Source organism: Roseivirga sp. UBA838 (genome assembly GCF_002296035.1).
Taxonomy (GTDB): Bacteria; Bacteroidota; Bacteroidia; order Cytophagales; family Cyclobacteriaceae; genus Roseivirga; species Roseivirga thermotolerans.
This window is the reverse complement of sequence record NZ_DBHC01000013.1, coordinates 48,915-65,939: the sequence shown is the minus strand read 5'-3', so window position 1 is coordinate 65,939 and position 17,025 is coordinate 48,915. Positions and strand designations below refer to the sequence as shown.

At 44.7% G+C, this 17,025-nt stretch carries 16 protein-coding genes; 9 read left to right on the top strand and 7 right to left on the bottom strand.

Going from position 1 to position 17,025, the window contains the following annotated elements; all coding sequences use genetic code 11:
* Positions 1 to 17: 17 nt before the first annotated feature.
* The 3 genes from B3O12_RS04590 to B3O12_RS04580 all read left to right on the top strand — a co-directional run bounded on the left by B3O12_RS04590 (position 18) and on the right by B3O12_RS04580 (position 3,656).
* A complete protein-coding gene (locus B3O12_RS04590; protein WP_286755452.1) occupies positions 18 to 1,667 on the top strand; it encodes an AMP-binding protein in 1,650 nt (549 codons plus the stop codon).
* Entirely contained in the window at positions 1,657 to 2,352 is a 696-nt protein-coding gene (locus tag B3O12_RS04585; protein WP_286755451.1) for a GDSL-type esterase/lipase family protein, read from the top strand. The genes B3O12_RS04590 and B3O12_RS04585 overlap by 11 nt, the downstream gene beginning before the upstream one ends.
* A gap of 128 nt (positions 2,353 to 2,480) precedes the next feature.
* Entirely contained in the window at positions 2,481 to 3,656 is a 1,176-nt protein-coding gene (locus B3O12_RS04580) for a hypothetical protein (protein ID WP_286755450.1), read from the top strand.
* A gap of 3 nt (positions 3,657 to 3,659) precedes the next feature.
* Here the strand turns inward: B3O12_RS04580 and B3O12_RS04575 are convergent, their stop codons facing one another.
* A complete protein-coding gene (locus B3O12_RS04575) occupies positions 3,660 to 4,280 on the bottom strand; it encodes a trimeric intracellular cation channel family protein (RefSeq protein WP_286755449.1) in 621 nt (206 codons plus the stop codon).
* A gap of 79 nt (positions 4,281 to 4,359) precedes the next feature.
* Between B3O12_RS04575 and B3O12_RS04570 the strand changes: the two genes are divergently transcribed.
* Positions 4,360 to 4,941, top strand: coding sequence for a GNAT family N-acetyltransferase (locus tag B3O12_RS04570; protein ID WP_286742907.1), 582 nt, complete (start codon positions 4,360 to 4,362; stop codon positions 4,939 to 4,941).
* A 38-nt stretch (positions 4,942 to 4,979) separates the two neighbouring features.
* Positions 4,980 to 5,549 (top strand): uracil-DNA glycosylase family protein, encoded by a 570-nt coding sequence (locus B3O12_RS04565; protein WP_286755448.1) that lies wholly within the window; start codon positions 4,980 to 4,982, stop codon positions 5,547 to 5,549.
* 74 nt (positions 5,550 to 5,623) lie between these two features.
* Here B3O12_RS04565 and B3O12_RS04560 read toward each other — a convergent pair whose 3' ends face one another.
* A complete protein-coding gene (locus tag B3O12_RS04560; RefSeq protein WP_189629872.1) occupies positions 5,624 to 7,150 on the bottom strand; it encodes a peptide MFS transporter in 1,527 nt (508 codons plus the stop codon).
* 221 nt (positions 7,151 to 7,371) lie between these two features.
* On the opposite strand from B3O12_RS04560, the gene pckA reads away from it, so the two are divergent.
* Positions 7,372 to 8,991 carry a phosphoenolpyruvate carboxykinase (ATP) gene (gene pckA / locus B3O12_RS04555; protein ID WP_189629871.1) on the top strand — a complete coding sequence of 540 codons (1,620 nt, stop codon included), beginning with the start codon at positions 7,372 to 7,374 and terminating at the stop codon, positions 8,989 to 8,991.
* A 106-nt stretch (positions 8,992 to 9,097) separates the two neighbouring features.
* Here the strand turns inward: pckA and B3O12_RS04550 are convergent, their stop codons facing one another.
* Positions 9,098 to 9,697 (bottom strand): hypothetical protein, encoded by a 600-nt coding sequence (locus tag B3O12_RS04550; protein ID WP_286755447.1) that lies wholly within the window; start codon positions 9,695 to 9,697, stop codon positions 9,098 to 9,100.
* A 295-nt stretch (positions 9,698 to 9,992) separates the two neighbouring features.
* Here B3O12_RS04550 and B3O12_RS04545 point away from each other — a divergent pair, with 295 nt between their 5' ends.
* Together B3O12_RS04545 and B3O12_RS04540 are read left to right on the top strand one after the other, a co-directional pair.
* The gene (locus B3O12_RS04545; protein WP_189629869.1) at positions 9,993 to 10,448 is read left to right on the top strand and encodes a (2Fe-2S)-binding protein; all 456 of its coding nucleotides are present in this window, start codon (positions 9,993 to 9,995) and stop codon (positions 10,446 to 10,448) included.
* 18 nt (positions 10,449 to 10,466) lie between these two features.
* On the top strand, positions 10,467 to 12,590 hold the full coding sequence (locus B3O12_RS04540; RefSeq protein ID WP_286755446.1) for a xanthine dehydrogenase family protein molybdopterin-binding subunit: 2,124 nt from the start codon (positions 10,467 to 10,469) through the stop codon (positions 12,588 to 12,590).
* 276 nt (positions 12,591 to 12,866) lie between these two features.
* Here B3O12_RS04540 and B3O12_RS04535 read toward each other — a convergent pair whose 3' ends face one another.
* The 4 genes from B3O12_RS04535 to B3O12_RS04520 form a co-directional block, all read right to left on the bottom strand.
* The gene (locus B3O12_RS04535) at positions 12,867 to 14,174 is read right to left on the bottom strand and encodes a NupC/NupG family nucleoside CNT transporter (protein WP_286742891.1); all 1,308 of its coding nucleotides are present in this window, start codon (positions 14,172 to 14,174) and stop codon (positions 12,867 to 12,869) included.
* A gap of 62 nt (positions 14,175 to 14,236) precedes the next feature.
* A complete protein-coding gene (locus tag B3O12_RS04530) occupies positions 14,237 to 14,821 on the bottom strand; it encodes a bifunctional nuclease family protein (protein ID WP_189629866.1) in 585 nt (194 codons plus the stop codon).
* Between the two features lie 11 nt (positions 14,822 to 14,832).
* Positions 14,833 to 15,786: an electron transfer flavoprotein subunit alpha/FixB family protein gene (locus B3O12_RS04525; RefSeq protein ID WP_286742886.1), complete on the bottom strand. Its 954-nt coding sequence runs from the start codon at positions 15,784 to 15,786 to the stop codon at positions 14,833 to 14,835.
* Between the two features lie 16 nt (positions 15,787 to 15,802).
* The gene (locus tag B3O12_RS04520; RefSeq protein WP_189629864.1) at positions 15,803 to 16,540 is read right to left on the bottom strand and encodes an electron transfer flavoprotein subunit beta/FixA family protein; all 738 of its coding nucleotides are present in this window, start codon (positions 16,538 to 16,540) and stop codon (positions 15,803 to 15,805) included.
* 156 nt (positions 16,541 to 16,696) lie between these two features.
* On the opposite strand from B3O12_RS04520, the gene B3O12_RS04515 reads away from it, so the two are divergent.
* Positions 16,697 to 17,020 carry a tetratricopeptide repeat protein gene (locus tag B3O12_RS04515; protein WP_189629863.1) on the top strand — a complete coding sequence of 108 codons (324 nt, stop codon included), beginning with the start codon at positions 16,697 to 16,699 and terminating at the stop codon, positions 17,018 to 17,020.
* Positions 17,021 to 17,025: the final 5 nt, after the last annotated feature.

The window sequence follows — 17,025 nt, the reverse complement described above, 5'->3', positions numbered from 1 at the left end:
TGCCAAACTCTTGACTTATGACGCGCAGATTTTCCTCGCCACTGGAGGCTTTTAACCATTGGGTTGAGAGCATTCCCAATGAAGTATTCCTGAGACAACCCGTTAACAGGAAGTTTGTTGAATTCACATTTGCCGAAAGTAATGACCAGATTCTCCGCATGGTCTCTGCCCTACACAATCTGGGCATTCAGCCCGGTGACCACGTGGCTTTGCTTTCCAAAAACTGCGCTCATTGGATTATGGCCGACCTCGCCATAATGGCGGCAGGCTGTATTTCAATACCCATTTACCCCACGCTTGGTGCAGAATCCATTCATGAAATTCTCGATCACAGTGAGTCGAAAGCAATCATTGTTGGTAAACTGGACGATTATGCCAGTCAAAAAGCCGGAATCCCCGATATATTGACTATTGGCATTGAAATGTACGGCACTATGGAGCATCATACCTGGGAGCGGCTTATTGCTCAGCACGAACCAAGTGCCACTGTACATGAACAAACTAGCGATGAACTAATGACCATTATGTATACCTCAGGAACCACCGGCCAGCCTAAAGGAGTTATGCATACGGTTGGAGCTTTTGCACAGCTCATCAACACGGCCATCGATGTCATTCACTTACCGGAGCGTCCCAGGCACTTTTCGTACCTGCCTATGACTCATATAGCCGAGAGAGCCGGCATAGAGCTGTCGTCTGTTTTTCGTGGGGCCATTGTAAGCTTCCCCGAATCGCTCGAAACATTCGCTGAAGATTTATCTTCCGTTCAGCCACATATATTCTTTGGTGTACCTCGTATTTGGCAAAAATTCCAGGAAAAGATTTTGGAGAAAATGCCACAGAAAAAGCTCGATCGCCTGCTTTCCCTTCCGCTAATTGGTGGCTTGGTAAAGAAGAAAATCAAGAAAAAACTGGGGCTTTCGGCATCAATGGCCAATTTTTCGGGAGCTGCTCCCATAGCCGTAAGCCTCAAGCAATGGTACGCCCGTCTGGACATAATCATTAACCAGGCCTACGGAATGACCGAAGACTGTATTCTCTCCCACTTTAATCTTCCCGGTCAAAACAAGTTTGGAACTGTTGGCAAACCACTTCCCGGGGTAGAATCCAAACTATCGGCTGAGGGTGAAATACTAATAAAGAGTAATTGCCTGATGAAAGGTTATTACAAAGAGCCTGAAAAGACTGCCGAAATGTTTACCGAAGATGGCTTCCTGAAAACCGGAGATATTGGCGAGTTCGATCACGATGGTTTTCTGAGCATTACCGGCCGGGTAAAAGACCAGTTCAAAACAGATAAAGGAAAATACATTTCGCCTGCCCCCATAGAGCTTCAATTGCTTAAAAATTACGATGTAGACCAGGTATGCGTGGTAGGTACGGGTATTCCTCAGCCCATAGCTCTGATTGTACCTTCTGAAAGTGGGAAAAAGAAAAGCAAAGAAGAACTTAGCCAATCCGTTTGGCAGACTATAGAAGAGCTTAACCCCAGCCTTGAGGCATATGAAAAAATTGCCAAGGCGGTAATCATGAAAGAAATCTGGTCTGTAGAAAACGGCCTCATGACCCCTTCGCTCAAGGTAAAACGTAACCGGGTAGAAGCCCTCCATATGCCCATGTACCCTCAATGGTTCGATCATGAAGAGTCGGTGGTTTATGAAGCCTAAGCAATGGTTGGCAGGCAGTCTGTTTTTCTTCTGTTTATCGCAAAGTTTAGCACAGATTACCCACCAAAGGGTTTTCGACACGGTGCCCTACATTATGCGTCACCACCAAAACAGACTAAAGCAGTTTGAGAAAGACCCTATGAGCACCGGACAAATCATTTTTCTGGGCAATAGTATTACAGAAGGTGGCCAGTGGCAGGCTTATTTCCCAGACAGTAAAGTGCTCAATCGTGGCATAGGAGGCGACATCTCCTTTGGCATTATCAATCGACTCAGTGAAATCACAGAGCGCAAACCAAACAAGCTGTTCCTCTTAATTGGCATTAACGACATCGGCATGGATATTCCCGAGGCAGTCATTGCCAACAACATAGCAAAGATCATTCAACGAATACAAAGCGAAAGCCCTCGTACCAGAATAATCGTACAAAGCATACTCCCTGTAAATCCAGAGTTCGATGGGTTTCCTCAGCACTACGACAAACAATACAGAGTACTTATGACCAACCAGCTCCTATTTAAGGTTTGTGCTGAACATGAAGTAGAATTCCTTAATCTCTTTCCCTTCTTTCTGGACAATCGTCAGCGACTCAAATCCGAATTGACCTACGATGGTCTTCATTTAAATGAGGCTGGCTATGCCCTATGGGTGAAAATTCTCAAAAGTGAAGGGCTTATGGAATAGGCAGAGGCTGGTTCAAATCTGCCCCAGGCTGAGCAATTGTGGCCATCAAAGGCTTATGGATAAATAATTGAGACGCGGGCATAACAATCAATACGCAACATACTTAACTTTGCATTTTATAATAAACTATGCGCAATAACCTCCTTATTGGCTGTCTTCTTCTAAGCAGCACCTTCAGCCTCTTAGCACAACAACCAACCTTTGAAGACCGAATGGTAAAACGAACGATAAACTGTTTTGACATTGCCCTCAATTCGGTTGAAATGCTGGAGTCTTATTTTGTAACCAGCGAGTTAGACTCTGCACAATTGCTGCTCAACTTTTGGCAAGGCAAGTGTGGCCTTACCGAACCTGTATTCAGAGCAAAAACCATTCTATCGCTCCATAATCAATCCTTTTCAGGAGAGCTTACACCAGCCATTATGGACTACCTTTCCAGTTATCAAACGAAAGTATATCTGGCAGCTGATGGGGTGGAATTTAACAATTGGACAGCCTCTTATTTCGATTTTGTACCCATCAATGGAAGCTTCAACACCCTATTGGCGCGAATGGCCAAAAATGCAATAGGCCACTATGAACCCGGAAGCACCGAACATTTTCTAGCCTCCTTCTATGGTTCCGATGAACCCTCTTTGCATGAAATGATGCGTTTGCCTACTTATCACCAATCGCCTATTAAGGGCGCTTATGATACCAAGGTTAGACAAATTGATGAAATGCTCAAGTTGCACTCTGGAATTTTGGGCGGATGGTGGATGCCTACCGGTGAAATGCAGGCCGTAGGCTCACACCCTAACATTGGCTTTTTTATTGGTGGCAAAAAAGGCAAGTCTACCCTAGACCTATCAGTTAGTTTTAAATTCCTCAATGCACCAAACGAATACACCGCCTATCGTAAAGAAGGTTTTGGCCTTGAGGTAAGTACGAGGCATTTTTTTGGAGGCTACTTTGGCATAGACTACAGCCGGGGGTTAATAGAGTGGAACAGAAATGAAGTGCTTATTCTTGCCGGTGCCGGCATCGATGGATTTGACGCCATTAAAGAGGATGAAGACAACGGCATTTCAGGGGAGAGTGTTTTCACCTACAATTTCAATGCAGGTTTGGGCTATAAATATAACCTGAGTCACAAGCAGTACCTCTCCCTGCAAGCCAAATATAACTTAACGGACTACGCGCTGAATGGTGTTGTAAACTATTCGGGCAATGCAATTACACTTTCCTTGATATGGGGCTTCTATACCAGTCCGCAAGCTGATAGTTTTTACTTTAAGAGAAAAAAGAACAAGCGCAAAAAGTAACCCTTACTTTACAGCCCTGAACGACCAGTTGTATACCACAGCCAGAATTCTGATAGTAATAATAATTGAAATGGTTACTATAATTCTGAAGTCATCATTAATGGCCGTTTGACCTAGAATAAGATATATTATCCCGCCCACCAGGCACACCGTAGCATAAACTTCCCGTCTGAATATTAGTGGAATTTCATTGACCAGAGTATCGCGCAAAACACCTCCAAAAACTGCGGAAATAGTACCCATCATAACCGCTACTATAGGAGACAGTCCAAGATCGAGTGTTTTTTGCAGGCCTAGAATGGTAAACAATCCAATACCAACGGAATCAAACAGAAACATGGTTTTGCGGAGCTTTTCAAAAATCCTTCTGAAAAATGCCGCTGCAAACATGCCGGAGGCAATTATAATAAGATAGTTAACATCTTGCATCCAGCCTACAGGCGTTGAACCAATGAGAACATCGCGCAGTGTGCCCCCTCCCACTGCCGTAACAAAAGCAATAACAGAGGCCCCAAAAAAATCCAGCTCTTTTTTAGCGGCCAACAGCCAACCACTGACGGCAAAGACAAACGTACCGGCCAGGTCAACATAATAAATTAGCTCCGCGCTGGAAAAGTCGTTCATGCCACGAAAGTACGCTGATTGTAATCATTTTAAAACTACCGCATTTTATCTTTACCTTAATCAGCCCTTTTTCTCTATAATGAAATCCGCAATATCTATCCGAATGGTTAAACTTAGCGATGCTGCTCCCATGCTAAGTATCTACAGCCCAATTGTTCAGGAAACCGCTACCTCCTTTGAACTGACTCCCCCACCTTTGGAGGAGTTTGAACAACGCATACTCACCTATGGGACAAAAGCCCCCTGGCTGGTGGCCGAAGAAAACGGAGTGGTAACAGGCTATGCCTATGCCACAGATCATCGGAGCCGCAAAGCCTACCAGTGGAACCAGGAAGTAACCGTATACGTGCATCCCAACCATCGGAACAAGGGCATAGCCCGCAAGCTGTACCTCCAGCTGCTACACATGTTGCAGGCCATGAACTATTGTAAGGCCATAGCAGTGATTACCGTTCCCAACCAGGCCAGTATCGGGTTTCATCAGGCATTAGGCTTTAGACACATTGGTGAAATGAAAAACGTTGGATACAAATTGGGCCGCTGGCATACTACCAGTTGGTGGGATTTGGATCTTCATCAGAGCGATGCCTCTCCTCAACCACTCAAATCGTTACAAGATATTTTATCGCAGTTTGGCTTTCAGGACTGGTCTATCAAATAGACGACCTATCGTTCCATAGCTTTTTACGATATTTCGTTATGCAAGACCTACTGGAACAAATAAGGAATTGTACACTTTGTGCAGAACATCTGCCTCTGGGCCCCAGGCCTGTGATTCGGGCCCATCGTTCTTCAAGAATACTTGTTATTGGGCAGGCTCCGGGAACAAGAGTACACGAAACCGGGATTCCATGGAATGACCCTTCCGGTAAAAACCTGAGAAAATGGATGGGTGTAACCGATGAACAGTTTTATGACTCCGGTCTTTTTGCTATCGTTCCTATGGGTTTTTGCTATCCGGGAAAAGGCAAGTCGGGCGACCTTCCGCCCAGACCGGAGTGTGCTGCTGAATGGCATGAAAGGTTACTGGCAAAAATGCCAAACATAGAACTTACCCTGTTGATTGGCCAATATGCTCAAAGCTATTATCTGGAAGGAAGAAAGGAGAACCTCACTGAGACGGTGAGATCATTTAAAGAATACTTACCCAAGTACTTTCCGCTGGTTCATCCTTCTCCCAGAAATGGCATCTGGATGAGAAAGAATTTATGGTTTGAAGAAGAGGTATTACCAGTACTTCAGTATAGGGTTCAGCAGATTATGGAATAAAAAAAGCTGTTTCAATAGCCACTAACCTCATACGAGTTGCTATTAAAACAGCCTCTTTAGTAAAGACTCTATCCTTAATGCACGTTCTGCATCCAGCGATTCAACAATGGAGAAAGAATAAATACGATAAGTCCTGCACCAATGGCATATTGAGCAATCATCTCAAAACCTCCAATGTATACATCAAGCGAATCGAAACCTCTGATATCGGCATTATCGCTCTCTATGGCTAGTTTTTTACCAATGAACCCAACTACCTGAAAGGCAAAGGCACTAGAAAGGAACCAAACCCCCATCATAAAGGCCACTATTCGCTTGGGTGAAAGATCAGTAATTTTAGAAAGCCCCACGGGCGACATAAACAACTCACCCACCGAAAGTAAGAAGTACATTAACAGCAAATAAACAAATGGCACCATGCCGTTTTCATCGGCCGCACCACGACTTAAAGCCAACACATAGAAACTCACTCCGGCCAAGAGCAATCCCATTCCAAACTTATATGGAGTTCTGGGGTTCTTCTTCTTTTTGGCCAATGAGGTCCATAGCAAAGAAATAGGAATGGAAAGGAAAATAATGAACATGGAGTTCAGCGAGTTGGTCTGGGCGGCATCAATAATAGACAAGTTCACGTTCCTGTCGGCAAACAAGGTAATTACGCTCCCTGAAAGCTCATGAAAACCCCAGAAAACCGTCATAAAAAGGGTAATAAATAGCGCCACAGCCAGTTTCTTTCTTTCAGAAGGTGTGGCCTGATAAATAATGAAGGCCATGTATAACAAAATGGCTATACCTATTCCTTTGAAGAGGATGTTTACAAAGTTTTGGTCGCCAAAGAATGACTCTCCTCCCAAAACAGGCTCATAAGAAGCCAGCATAAGTGCAATAAACGGTGCCGCCAAAAAGGATAGTACAGGAACAAGTACCTTTTTCTTAAGTCCCAGCACCGGCTTATTGAGCCCCTCCTCACTTGGGGGCAATCCCTTATCTCCAAAAATTCCACTTTTCAATCCAGACCAGAAAAAGGCCAATCCGGTTAACATTCCAATACCGGCCAAGCCAAAGCCATAGTGCCAGCCGTATTCTCTACCGAGCCATCCGCAAAGAATGGGGGCTATAAAGCCACCAATGTTGATTCCCATATAGAAAATGGTGAACCCAGAGTCTTTTCGCACATCTCCATCTTTGTAGAGTGCTCCCACAAAGGTGGAAATATTGGGTTTAAAGAACCCGTTGCCCACTACAATGAAAGCCAGTGCTAAAAAGAAAGCCATGTCATTTTCAATGGCCAAAACAAAATGTCCTAAAGCCATGAGAATACCTCCAAGCATAATGGAACGCCTAAAGCCTAAAAGCTTATCAGAAATTCTACCTCCTACCACGGTAGAGGCATATACCAACGAACCATAAGAAGAATAAACGGCTGCAGCAGCCAAATCTCGGGTGGCAAGCGCTTCAAAAATTTCGTTCACCATATATAAGGTGAGCAAGGCGCGCATTCCATAAAAACTGAATCGTTCCCACAGCTCAGCAAAGAACAGATAGAATAACCCTTTCGGGTGGCCGAGCATCTCCGGCTCTTGACTTCTCAATTCTGACATAGTTGTTTTAGTTAGTTTTACAGCAAAGTTTCCAATCTACGACCGTCCATAAGATATTACAAGCCATTTCACACAAATGAGGCCACATTTTAGCCTAAAGGGAGCTTACTTCGGCTCCTTGTGATGTTAAAATGTAATTGTCGGCAAATAATGCATTAATTTCGAGCGCGATACTTACTTTTGCAAACGATTTCATAAACAAGGAAATTAAGCCTAAAATCATGTTAGAAACTGGAATAAAATCCAACAAAGCAGGCCTGGAAGCGGCAGGCATTAAAAAAGTTAAAGAAGCACACTGGAACCTCAGCCAAACCGAACTGATTGAGGAGTCTATCAAAAACGGTGAAGGCCACTTAACCGACACCGGTGCTTTAATGTGTGACACAGGAAAATTTACCGGAAGATCTCCAAAAGACCGGTTCATTGTAAGAGATGAACTAACAGAAGACAAAGTGTGGTGGGGCGATATCAACATTGGTATTTCGCCTGAATCGTTCGACCGCATTTACAACAAAATGATCAGCCATCTGGAAGACAAAAAAGTCTACGTGCGCGATGCTTACGCAGGAGCTGACAAAACCCACCGTCTAAAACTCAGGGTAATCAACACCCTTGCCTGGCACAACCTATTCTGCTATAACATGTTCATTAGGCCGGAAGGATATAAACTTGCCGACTTTGAGCCCAACTTCACCATTATTTGCTGCCCCGAATTTGAGGCAGACCCTGAAACTGATGGCACCAGACAAAGCAACTTTGCCATTGTAAACTTTACCAAACGAATGATCCTGATTGGGGGCACCCAGTATTCGGGAGAAATGAAAAAAGGTATTTTCTCAGTACTCAACTTCTTGTTGCCAACAGTAGATGGTGTGCTACCAATGCACTGTTCGGCCAATATGGGAATTGACAAAAGAGATACGGCCATCTTCTTCGGGCTGTCGGGCACAGGTAAAACCACCCTTTCGGCAGACCCTAACCGACTGTTGATTGGTGACGATGAGCACGGCTGGACCGAAAAGAACGTGTTTAACTTTGAAGGTGGTTGCTATGCCAAAGCCATAGACCTTACCGAAGAAAATGAACCCGATATTTTCAGGGCTATCAAATATGGTGCTATTGTAGAAAACACCCGTTTCCATAAAGGCACTCGCACGGTAGACTACAGCAACACCTCAGTAACCGAAAATACCAGGGTATCGTATCCTATCGACCACATTAACAATATTGCAGTTCCTTCTATTGGTGGCATTCCAAAAAACATCTTCTTCCTTACTTGCGATGCCTTTGGTGTAATGCCTCCTATTTTGCGTTTGAACAAAGGGCAAGCCATGTACCACTTTATCTCGGGTTATACTTCTAAAGTAGCCGGTACAGAAGCAGGAGTTACCGAACCTACCCCGGTATTCTCGGCCTGCTTTGGAGCTCCCTTTATGCCACTTCACCCAACCGCCTATGCAGAAATGCTCGGAAAGAAAATGGATGAGCACGGAGTAAATGTTTGGCTCATTAATACCGGTTGGACCGGAGGCCCTTACGGAGTTGGTTCAAGGATTAAACTGAGATATACCCGTGCCATGATATCGGCCGCACTTTCGGGCGTATTGGACAACGTGGGTTACAGAAAACACTCCATTTTTGGAGCCGAAATTCCAATGACCTGTCCTGATGTACCAAGCGAACTGCTTAGTGCCAGAGAAACATGGAAAAACGATAAAGGCTTCTACGAAACTTCTAACAAGCTGGCGCGCATGTTCCAGAACAACTTTAAGAAGTTTGAGTCTTTTGCCAACGAAGAGATCATGGCAGGAGGCCCACAGCCTAGAACAGATTATGCTTAACAGCACTCACCTTCAACCTCAATACAAAAAAACCCAGCCGTCCGCTGGGTTTTTTTCTTGGCCTCACAGCCAATCCGACACTACTATTGATTATTAAGTATTAATCCTACGCTTCAGCGCTCTTAACCAATTCCAATTGATTCAGAGCAGTTTGTAATTCCCTTTTCAGTTTAATCTGCTTCTCAGTAGCCTGAAACCGCTGGTTGCGATAATCTTCCACAATCTTTGAATAGGCGCTCTTAACACGCTTCACTACTCCACACACATGACGAATACGACCATACATTATGGCCAGACACAGGCACAACAAAACCACCAGCGACCAAACAAATATGCTGTAAGTAGCTTTCTTCATATCCATCCCTAAAAATCCTATCATATCGGCACGAGACTCTGCTGTAGCCAAAGTGTTGGCCAATTGCTCGCTTTCTGCTCTCAGTTGCAACACCGTAGCTTGCATAGACTGGGTTTGTTCGGTCAGATCTGCCAGGCTTTGCCTATAGTGGCTTAGACTATCTTGCATGGCATGTTTAAACCGCCTGAGGTCGCTCGTCCTGATTACCTTATAGTCCTGATAAGTTTCTGCCCCATCGAGTAAAGACTCAAGGGTTTCGTTCAATGATTTATCGATTTGTGCGTGTCCACCTGTTGGGAAAATGATGGCCAATACAGCCACACAAAGGGTGAGTAGTTTCAATCGTTTCATCGTACAATGTTTAGGTGTAACAGCTTCCAAATTAATGAATGAAAAAACAACCTGTAACATTCTGGGGTACAAAGCATTTTTCTACCCTTATCATTCAAAAAACCTTGTTAAAACTGCGCCACCGGAAAACTACTGCCAGTATTCAATAAGCTCTTCTGTCTATTTGCTTTGGTAGGCAAAAGTCGGCCATTCGTCTTTTTAAAATCAGCATATGTCCAATTACCAGCCGAAGCTGTGAGTTTGAATGGGAAAAGCTTATATTCAATGACTCATTTAACTCCAAAAAATCATTGATATGGCAAGTTATACGCTCAAAATAAACGGTAAGCAGCGAACTGTTGAAGCAGACGCAGATATGCCCATGTTATGGGTGCTTCGCGATCTGGTGGATTTAAGAGGCACCAAGTACGGATGCGGCATTGGCCAATGCGGTGCCTGCACCATTCATTTGAACGGTAATGCTGTGCGTTCTTGCCAATTACCGGTATCGGCTATTGGCGAAGCAGAAATAACCACCATAGAGGGTTTATCTGAAAAAGGAGATCATCCGCTTCAGAAAGCATGGAAGGAGCACGATGTGCCTCAGTGTGGCTATTGCCAGGCTGGGCAAATAATGACAGCTGCAGCTTTGCTGAACCGTAATTCACGACCATCGGCTTCTGAAATTGCCGATGCCTCCCATGGCAATATTTGCCGATGCGGAACCTACAATAAAATAAAAGCCGCCATTGCCACGGCCGCAGAAATGTAATCCAAAACCAGAAACAACATGACACTTATAAAGACTAAAATAGACAGAAGGTCATTCTTAAAAAGTTCTGCCCTTGCCGGTGGTGGTCTAATGATTGGATTTGCATGGGGGTGCAACCCGGCAGAAGCCACCAAAGAAGCACCAACCGCTTGGTTCGATATCAATTCATTCATTACCATTGCCGACAATGGTGATGTCACCATTTTGTCACCCAATCCGGAAATTGGCCAAAATGTGAAGACATCAATGCCAATGATTGTGGCCGAAGAGTTAGATGTAAACTGGGCCGATGTGATTGTTAAGCAAGCCCCTTTAAGTACAGCCTTTCAGCGACAAGTTGCCGGTGGTAGCCAGTCTATCCGTTCTAGTTGGAATATCCTACGTACGGCTGGTGCTAGTGCCCGTCATTTACTATTAGAGGCAGCCGCTCAGGAATGGGGAGTTTCAGCTTCTTCGTTAAGAACAGAAAATGGTTATGTATATAATGGCTCAAAGAAACTGTCTTATGGTCATTTGGCGTCTAAAGCAGCACAATTTGAGATTCCTGAAGAAGTTCCTCTCAAAGACCCCAAAGACTTTAAAATAATAGGCCAAAGCAAAACCAATGTAGACTTGGACCAAATAGTTACAGGCAAACCTCTATTTGGAATTGATACCCGAAAAGAAGGAATGGTTTATGCTGCCGCGGTGAGACCACCTGCCTTTGGTACTGAGCTTGAGTCGTTCGATGATTCTGAAGCGCGAAAGGTAAATGGTGTATTGGATGTGGTACAGTTCGGAGATAAAATTGCCGTAGTAGCCACCAATACCTGGGCCGCCATTAAAGGTAAAAAGGCCATTAAAGCCAACTGGAAAAAAGCGGGAAATCTGGAAAGCACTACTGATCACGATAAAGAGTTATCGCGGTTGTTGGATGTGGCCAGCAAGGAAAGCTTAAAACGAGAAGATGGTAACATTTCCCAAGCCTTTAAATCGGCCGATGGTGTACTGGAACGAGTTTATGAAGCCCCTTTCCTTCCTCACAACACCATGGAGCCAATGAACTTCTTTGCTAATGTTACAGACAGCAAAGTGGAAATGGAAGGCCCTATTCAAACCCCACAATGGACACAAAGCAATGTGGCCAATGCGCTGGGGCGTAAAACCGAAGAAATTTCTATAGCCATGACTCGCATGGGTGGTGGCTTTGGCCGAAGGCTTTATGGCGATTTTGCGGTGGAGGCCGCTCAAATTTCTGATAAAATAAGAAAGCCCGTTCAACTTATTTTTACCCGCGAAGACGACATGACTGCCGGAACTTACCGTCCGGCATCCAAATACAAATTCAGGGCAGCCTATAAAAATGGCCAGGTGGTAGGCTACCACCTTACCGGAGCAGGTATACAAATGGGCGACTCTACCCGCTCCAACTGGTTTCCTGCCGGAGGCATTGAAAACTACAGAGTAGACTCTCATAATGTTAGAAGTAATATTACTACAGGAGCATGGAGAGCCCCTATAACCAATTTCCTGGCCATGGCCGAACAAGCCTTCTTTGATGAATTGGCTGGCGAGATGGGGGTTGATGCTGTTCAGTTGAGGCTCGATATACTTGAGCGTGCCAAAAACAACCCGGTGGGTTCCATAGACTATGAACCTGAGAAAATGATTGGGGTAATAAAACTGGCGGCTGAAAAAGGAGGCTGGAACAATGGCGATGCCGGCATAGCCAAAGGCTTTAGCGCCTACTACTCGCATAACACCTATGTGGCCGAAGTTGCACATATGAGCCAGGTCAACGGTCAGCCAAAGCTTGATAAAGTGACCGTAGCCGTAGATTGCGGCATAGTAGTAAACCCTGAAGCAGCCATTAATCAGGTTCAAGGGGGTGTGGTAGATGGTATAGGCCACGCCATGTATGGAGACTTTGCCTTTGTAGATGGTAGACCACAAGCCGACAATTTTGATAAGTTTAGGCTTATACGCATGAAAGAAGCACCGGATGTTGAGATACATTTTGTACCCGGCACTAACCACCCGACAGGTTTGGGAGAACCTTCTTTGCCGCCTGCAGGTGGAGCCTTGGCCAATGCCATTGCCAAAGCTACGGGAAGAAGGGTTTACAAAATTCCTTTCGTGCAACAAGACATAGCCTTAGGATAATCATATCTCATTGATGAAACAGAAAAGGGGCTGTCTCAAAATCTAGGTGGGCGTCACCCAGAACTTACCTGCGGCCAAGGCAGGCAAGTTCTGGGTGTTCATATCGCTCATTGACGAACTTATGGATTCTGAAATGAACCTGCCTTTAGGTAGCCTAAGTTCAGAATGAAGGGTTTTGAGGCTTTTGAGACCGCCTCTTTCTTATATCTCTGCCGCCATACACCAGCCGCTGTTTATGTCAAGATAATATAAGGCGGCCAAGCAACTCAAACTCATTTAACCGAACAGTGCTCCGGCAATAGTCGCAGTCATCATTGTGGCCAAAGTAGCCGCCATGAGGGCTCGTAACCCAAGCTTCGAAAGGTCTGATTGCCTTTCCGGTGCCATCCCCCCTATACCTCCAATTTGAATGGCAATGGAAGAAAAGTTGGCAAAGCCACACAAGGCATAAGTAGATATTACAATGGCTTTTTGGCTAAGTACTCCATCGGCCTTCATTTCGGCCAGGCTCAGGTAAGCCACAAACTCATTGATTACAGTCTTTTGCCCAATTAGGCTTCCAACCTGCAAAGTCTCTTGCCATTCAACCCCCATTGCAAATGCAAATAGCCTGAACACCTGCCCAAGTATATACTGCAAACTAAATCCGTTGAAAACTCCTCCGGTACTTTCAACCACATAAGCATTGAGCCCGGTCAGTTCGCCAATACCGTCAACCAATATCCAATTGAGGGTATATATTACAGCAATAAAGGCTAAAAGCATAGCACCAATATTGGCTGCTAATTTAAGTCCGTCACTGGCACCTCCGGCCAGAGCGTCAATTACATTCACCCCAATCTGGTCTTTACTTACTCGCAGTTCAGTATCTACCTCTTCTTCTTCAGGCATAAAAATCTTGGCCATAAGAATTGCGGCCGGAGCATTCATTATAGAAGCGCTCAGCAAATAAGTAGCAAACTGAGCCTGTTGCTCGGGGTCACTTCCCCCTAAAAAAGAAACATATGCTCCTAATACAGAGCCTGCAATAGTGGCCATACCGCCCGTCATTAAACAGAGCAGTTCTGACTTAGTCATTTTACCAATAAAGGGTTTCACCAGAAGTGGTGCTTCCGTTTGACCCAGAAATACATTGCCGGCAGCCGACATAGACTCAGCCCCTGAGAGTCTCATGGTTTTAGCCATAACCCAGGCAAACACATACACTATCTTTTGCAAAATACCCAGGTAGTATAAGCCAGCTGTTATGGCCGAAAAGAAAATTACAGTGGGTAGTGCCTGAAAAACAAAAAGAAAACCAAGGCTGTGACGGGCGTCTTCTACGGAGTCACTGTTTTTAGCCAAATCTCCATATAGAAATTCGGCTCCATTAAGGGCAAAACTGAGGAAAGAAACAAAGCCTTCACTTATCAGCTTAAAGATATTCTGTACAAACCCTACCTCAGAGATAAGCAAGGCAATGACCACCTGCATGGTCAGGCCCACTCCTACTAATCGCCAGCTAATGGCTTTTTTATTCCCTGACAATAAATAGGCTATCCCTATGAGAATAGCCAGTCCTAATACTGCTCTTAATACGTCCATTATATTCTAAACCATCTCAGAACTGACTTTTCGGGTAGCCAGCATCTTCAACGATGTTCCGGTTAACTTCTTCGGTTGATCTCGTCTCTTATCTTGGCTGCCCGCTCATAGTCTTCGGCTTTCAATGCTTCATCCAGCATCTCATTCAACTTATCGATAGTAAAGTCCTGAAGCCGATCACCTTTTTTTTCTACAACCACGGGTTCATCTTGCTCTTCGACAATCTCCTCATCGTCTGTCAGTATTATACCGGCCTCGGCCAATACTGACTCATAGGTATAAAAAGGAACGCCAAACCGAATACCTATAGCAATAGCATCAGAGGGTCTGGAGTCTACTTCCATGGTTCTGACCCCATCGGTACAGACAATCTTAGCAAAAAATATTCCCTCCTTTAAATCGGAAATAATCACTTCGGTAATCTCGTAATTAAAGGCATGGGCAAACGACTTAAACAAGTCGTGCGTCATGGGGCGGTTGGGGGTGATTTTTTCAATTTCGAGTGCAATGGCCTGAGCTTCAAACATGCCAATAATAATTGGCAGTCTTCTTTCGCCATCTACTTCTCCTAAAACAAGGGCAAACGAGCCAGTCGATTGCGACTGACTCGATGACAATCCTAAAATTTCAATCTTTACTTTTTCCAAGATAAAAAAGTCTAAGCGAGCGCCTTTTTAAGTGCTTCGTTGAGCTTTGGCAATACTTCAAACGCGTCTCCAACAATGCCATAGTCTGCGGCTTTGAAGAATGGCGCTTCTTCGTCTTTGTTAATCACTACAATATACTTAGAAGAATTGACTCCTGCTAGGTGCTGTATGGCTCCGGAAATCCCAACGGCTATGTATAGTGAAGGGCTAACTTTAACTCCGGTTTGGCCAACGTGCTCATGGTGAGGCCTCCAGTCCATATCAGAAACAGGTTTGGAGCAACCGGTGGCAGCACCCAAAGTTTTGGCCAAATCTTCAATGATGCCCCAGTTTTCAGGCCCCTTAAGACCTCTACCGCCTGAAACCACTATATCAGCTTCTGGCAGCAACACATCACCTTCGGCTTTATCGGTAGCGGTTATTTTCGCATTGAACAAAGCATCATCCAGGCTTACTGAGAAGGCCTCCACATCGGCCGGCCCACCATCGGTTTTCAATTCAATGGCGTTTTTCTTGATGGCCAGAATTTTCTTGTCGGTGGTAATGCTGGTATTGGCAAAAGCCTTACCGGTATATATGCTTCTTTTCACCACAAACCCATTGGAAGTATCGGGCAAAGCCACCACGTTAGACACAAGGCCTGCACCCAGCTTTGCGGCTACTCTTCCTACCACGGCATCGGCCAAAGACGACTTGGCGGTTACAATAATTGTAGCTTCTGTGGAATTTGCCGCAGCGGCCAATACCTCAGCATATGGCTGAATTAGACCCGCATTGAGCCGCTCGTCAGATACATGAAGCACTTTAGAAGCTCCATTGGCTCCTGCTGTGGCCAATTCATCGGCACTGGCAGACCCCAAAGCAACGGCTGTTGTATTGCCTAAAGCTGCTGCATATGATATAGCCTCGCGTGAAGATTTTTTGATTTTACCTTCTTCTAACTCTATAAATACTAATACTGACATTTCTTTTGCTTTTGGGTTATATCACTTTGGCTTCATTCTTCAACAAATCTACCAACTCCTCCACGTTGTCGGCATCGATCATCTTCACGGCTCCTTTGGCCGGAGGTAGCTCGTATTTGCTCAATTGGCTGTGTACTGTAGCATCAGTAGGCTCAACCACATTGAGCGGTTTTGTTCTGGCCGACATAATTCCCCTCATATTGGGTATTTTCCATTCGGCAATGGGCTCCTGACAACCGGCAACAAAAGGCAGGCTCACTTCCAGTTTCTCTTTACCACCTTCTATTTCACGGGTTATTTTAGCAGTAGTACCCTCCACATCGAGTTGCATTACGGGAGAAAACGAAGGCAATCCCAGTAGTTCTCCTACCATTCCGTGAACCATTCCTCCATTAAAGTCTATCGACTCACGTCCCATCAAAATCAGGTCGTATTCACCTTGCTTAGCTACTGCGGCTATTTGGTTGGCTACAAAAAAAGAGTCTGAAGGGAAGGCATTTACCCTTACCGCCTCATCGGCACCAATAGCCAAAGCCTTTCGTATGGTTGGCTCTGTTTCTGCTTCTCCAACGTTCAACACTGTTATTTTTCCTCCATGCTGTTCCTTTAGCTCAACAGCTCTTGCCAACGCGTAGTCATCGTAAGGGCCAATAATGAATTGAACCCCGTTTTTATCGAATTCTGTATTGTCGTTGGTAAAAGCAATGCGAGAGGTGGTATCCGGAACATGTGTAATACAAACGAGTATGTTCATGCTTGCTTTATAGTTTAATGATTTTATAATTCAACCCCACGTTAGCCTAAGTGTTCAGAAAAATGGAGCTAATCGGAAAGGTTTAAAACCCAAGGTTATCCTTAAATTTGCCCCGAAGATAGTCAATAATGAAGTAAATAAAAACGAGGCGAAAAGATGAATAGCGGGCGAATAGAACTCCTCCAAAAGTATATTGAGCAAGAACCAAACGAACCCTTTAACTACTATGCTCTGGCCAATGAATATATGGCTTCTGATGCCCCGAAAGCATTGAATATACTGCTAAAGGTGCTCAGCGATTTTCCTGACTATTTGCCCACTTACTATCAGGCAGCGCAACTTCTGACACAGTTAGAACAAGAAGAAAAAGCGCTGGAAGTTTATGAAGACGGTATTGCCCTGGCTAAAATTCAGGGCAACCATAAAATACTAAACGAATTAAATTCGGCTTATCAGAATTTATTATTCGAGATGGATTAGTTTAG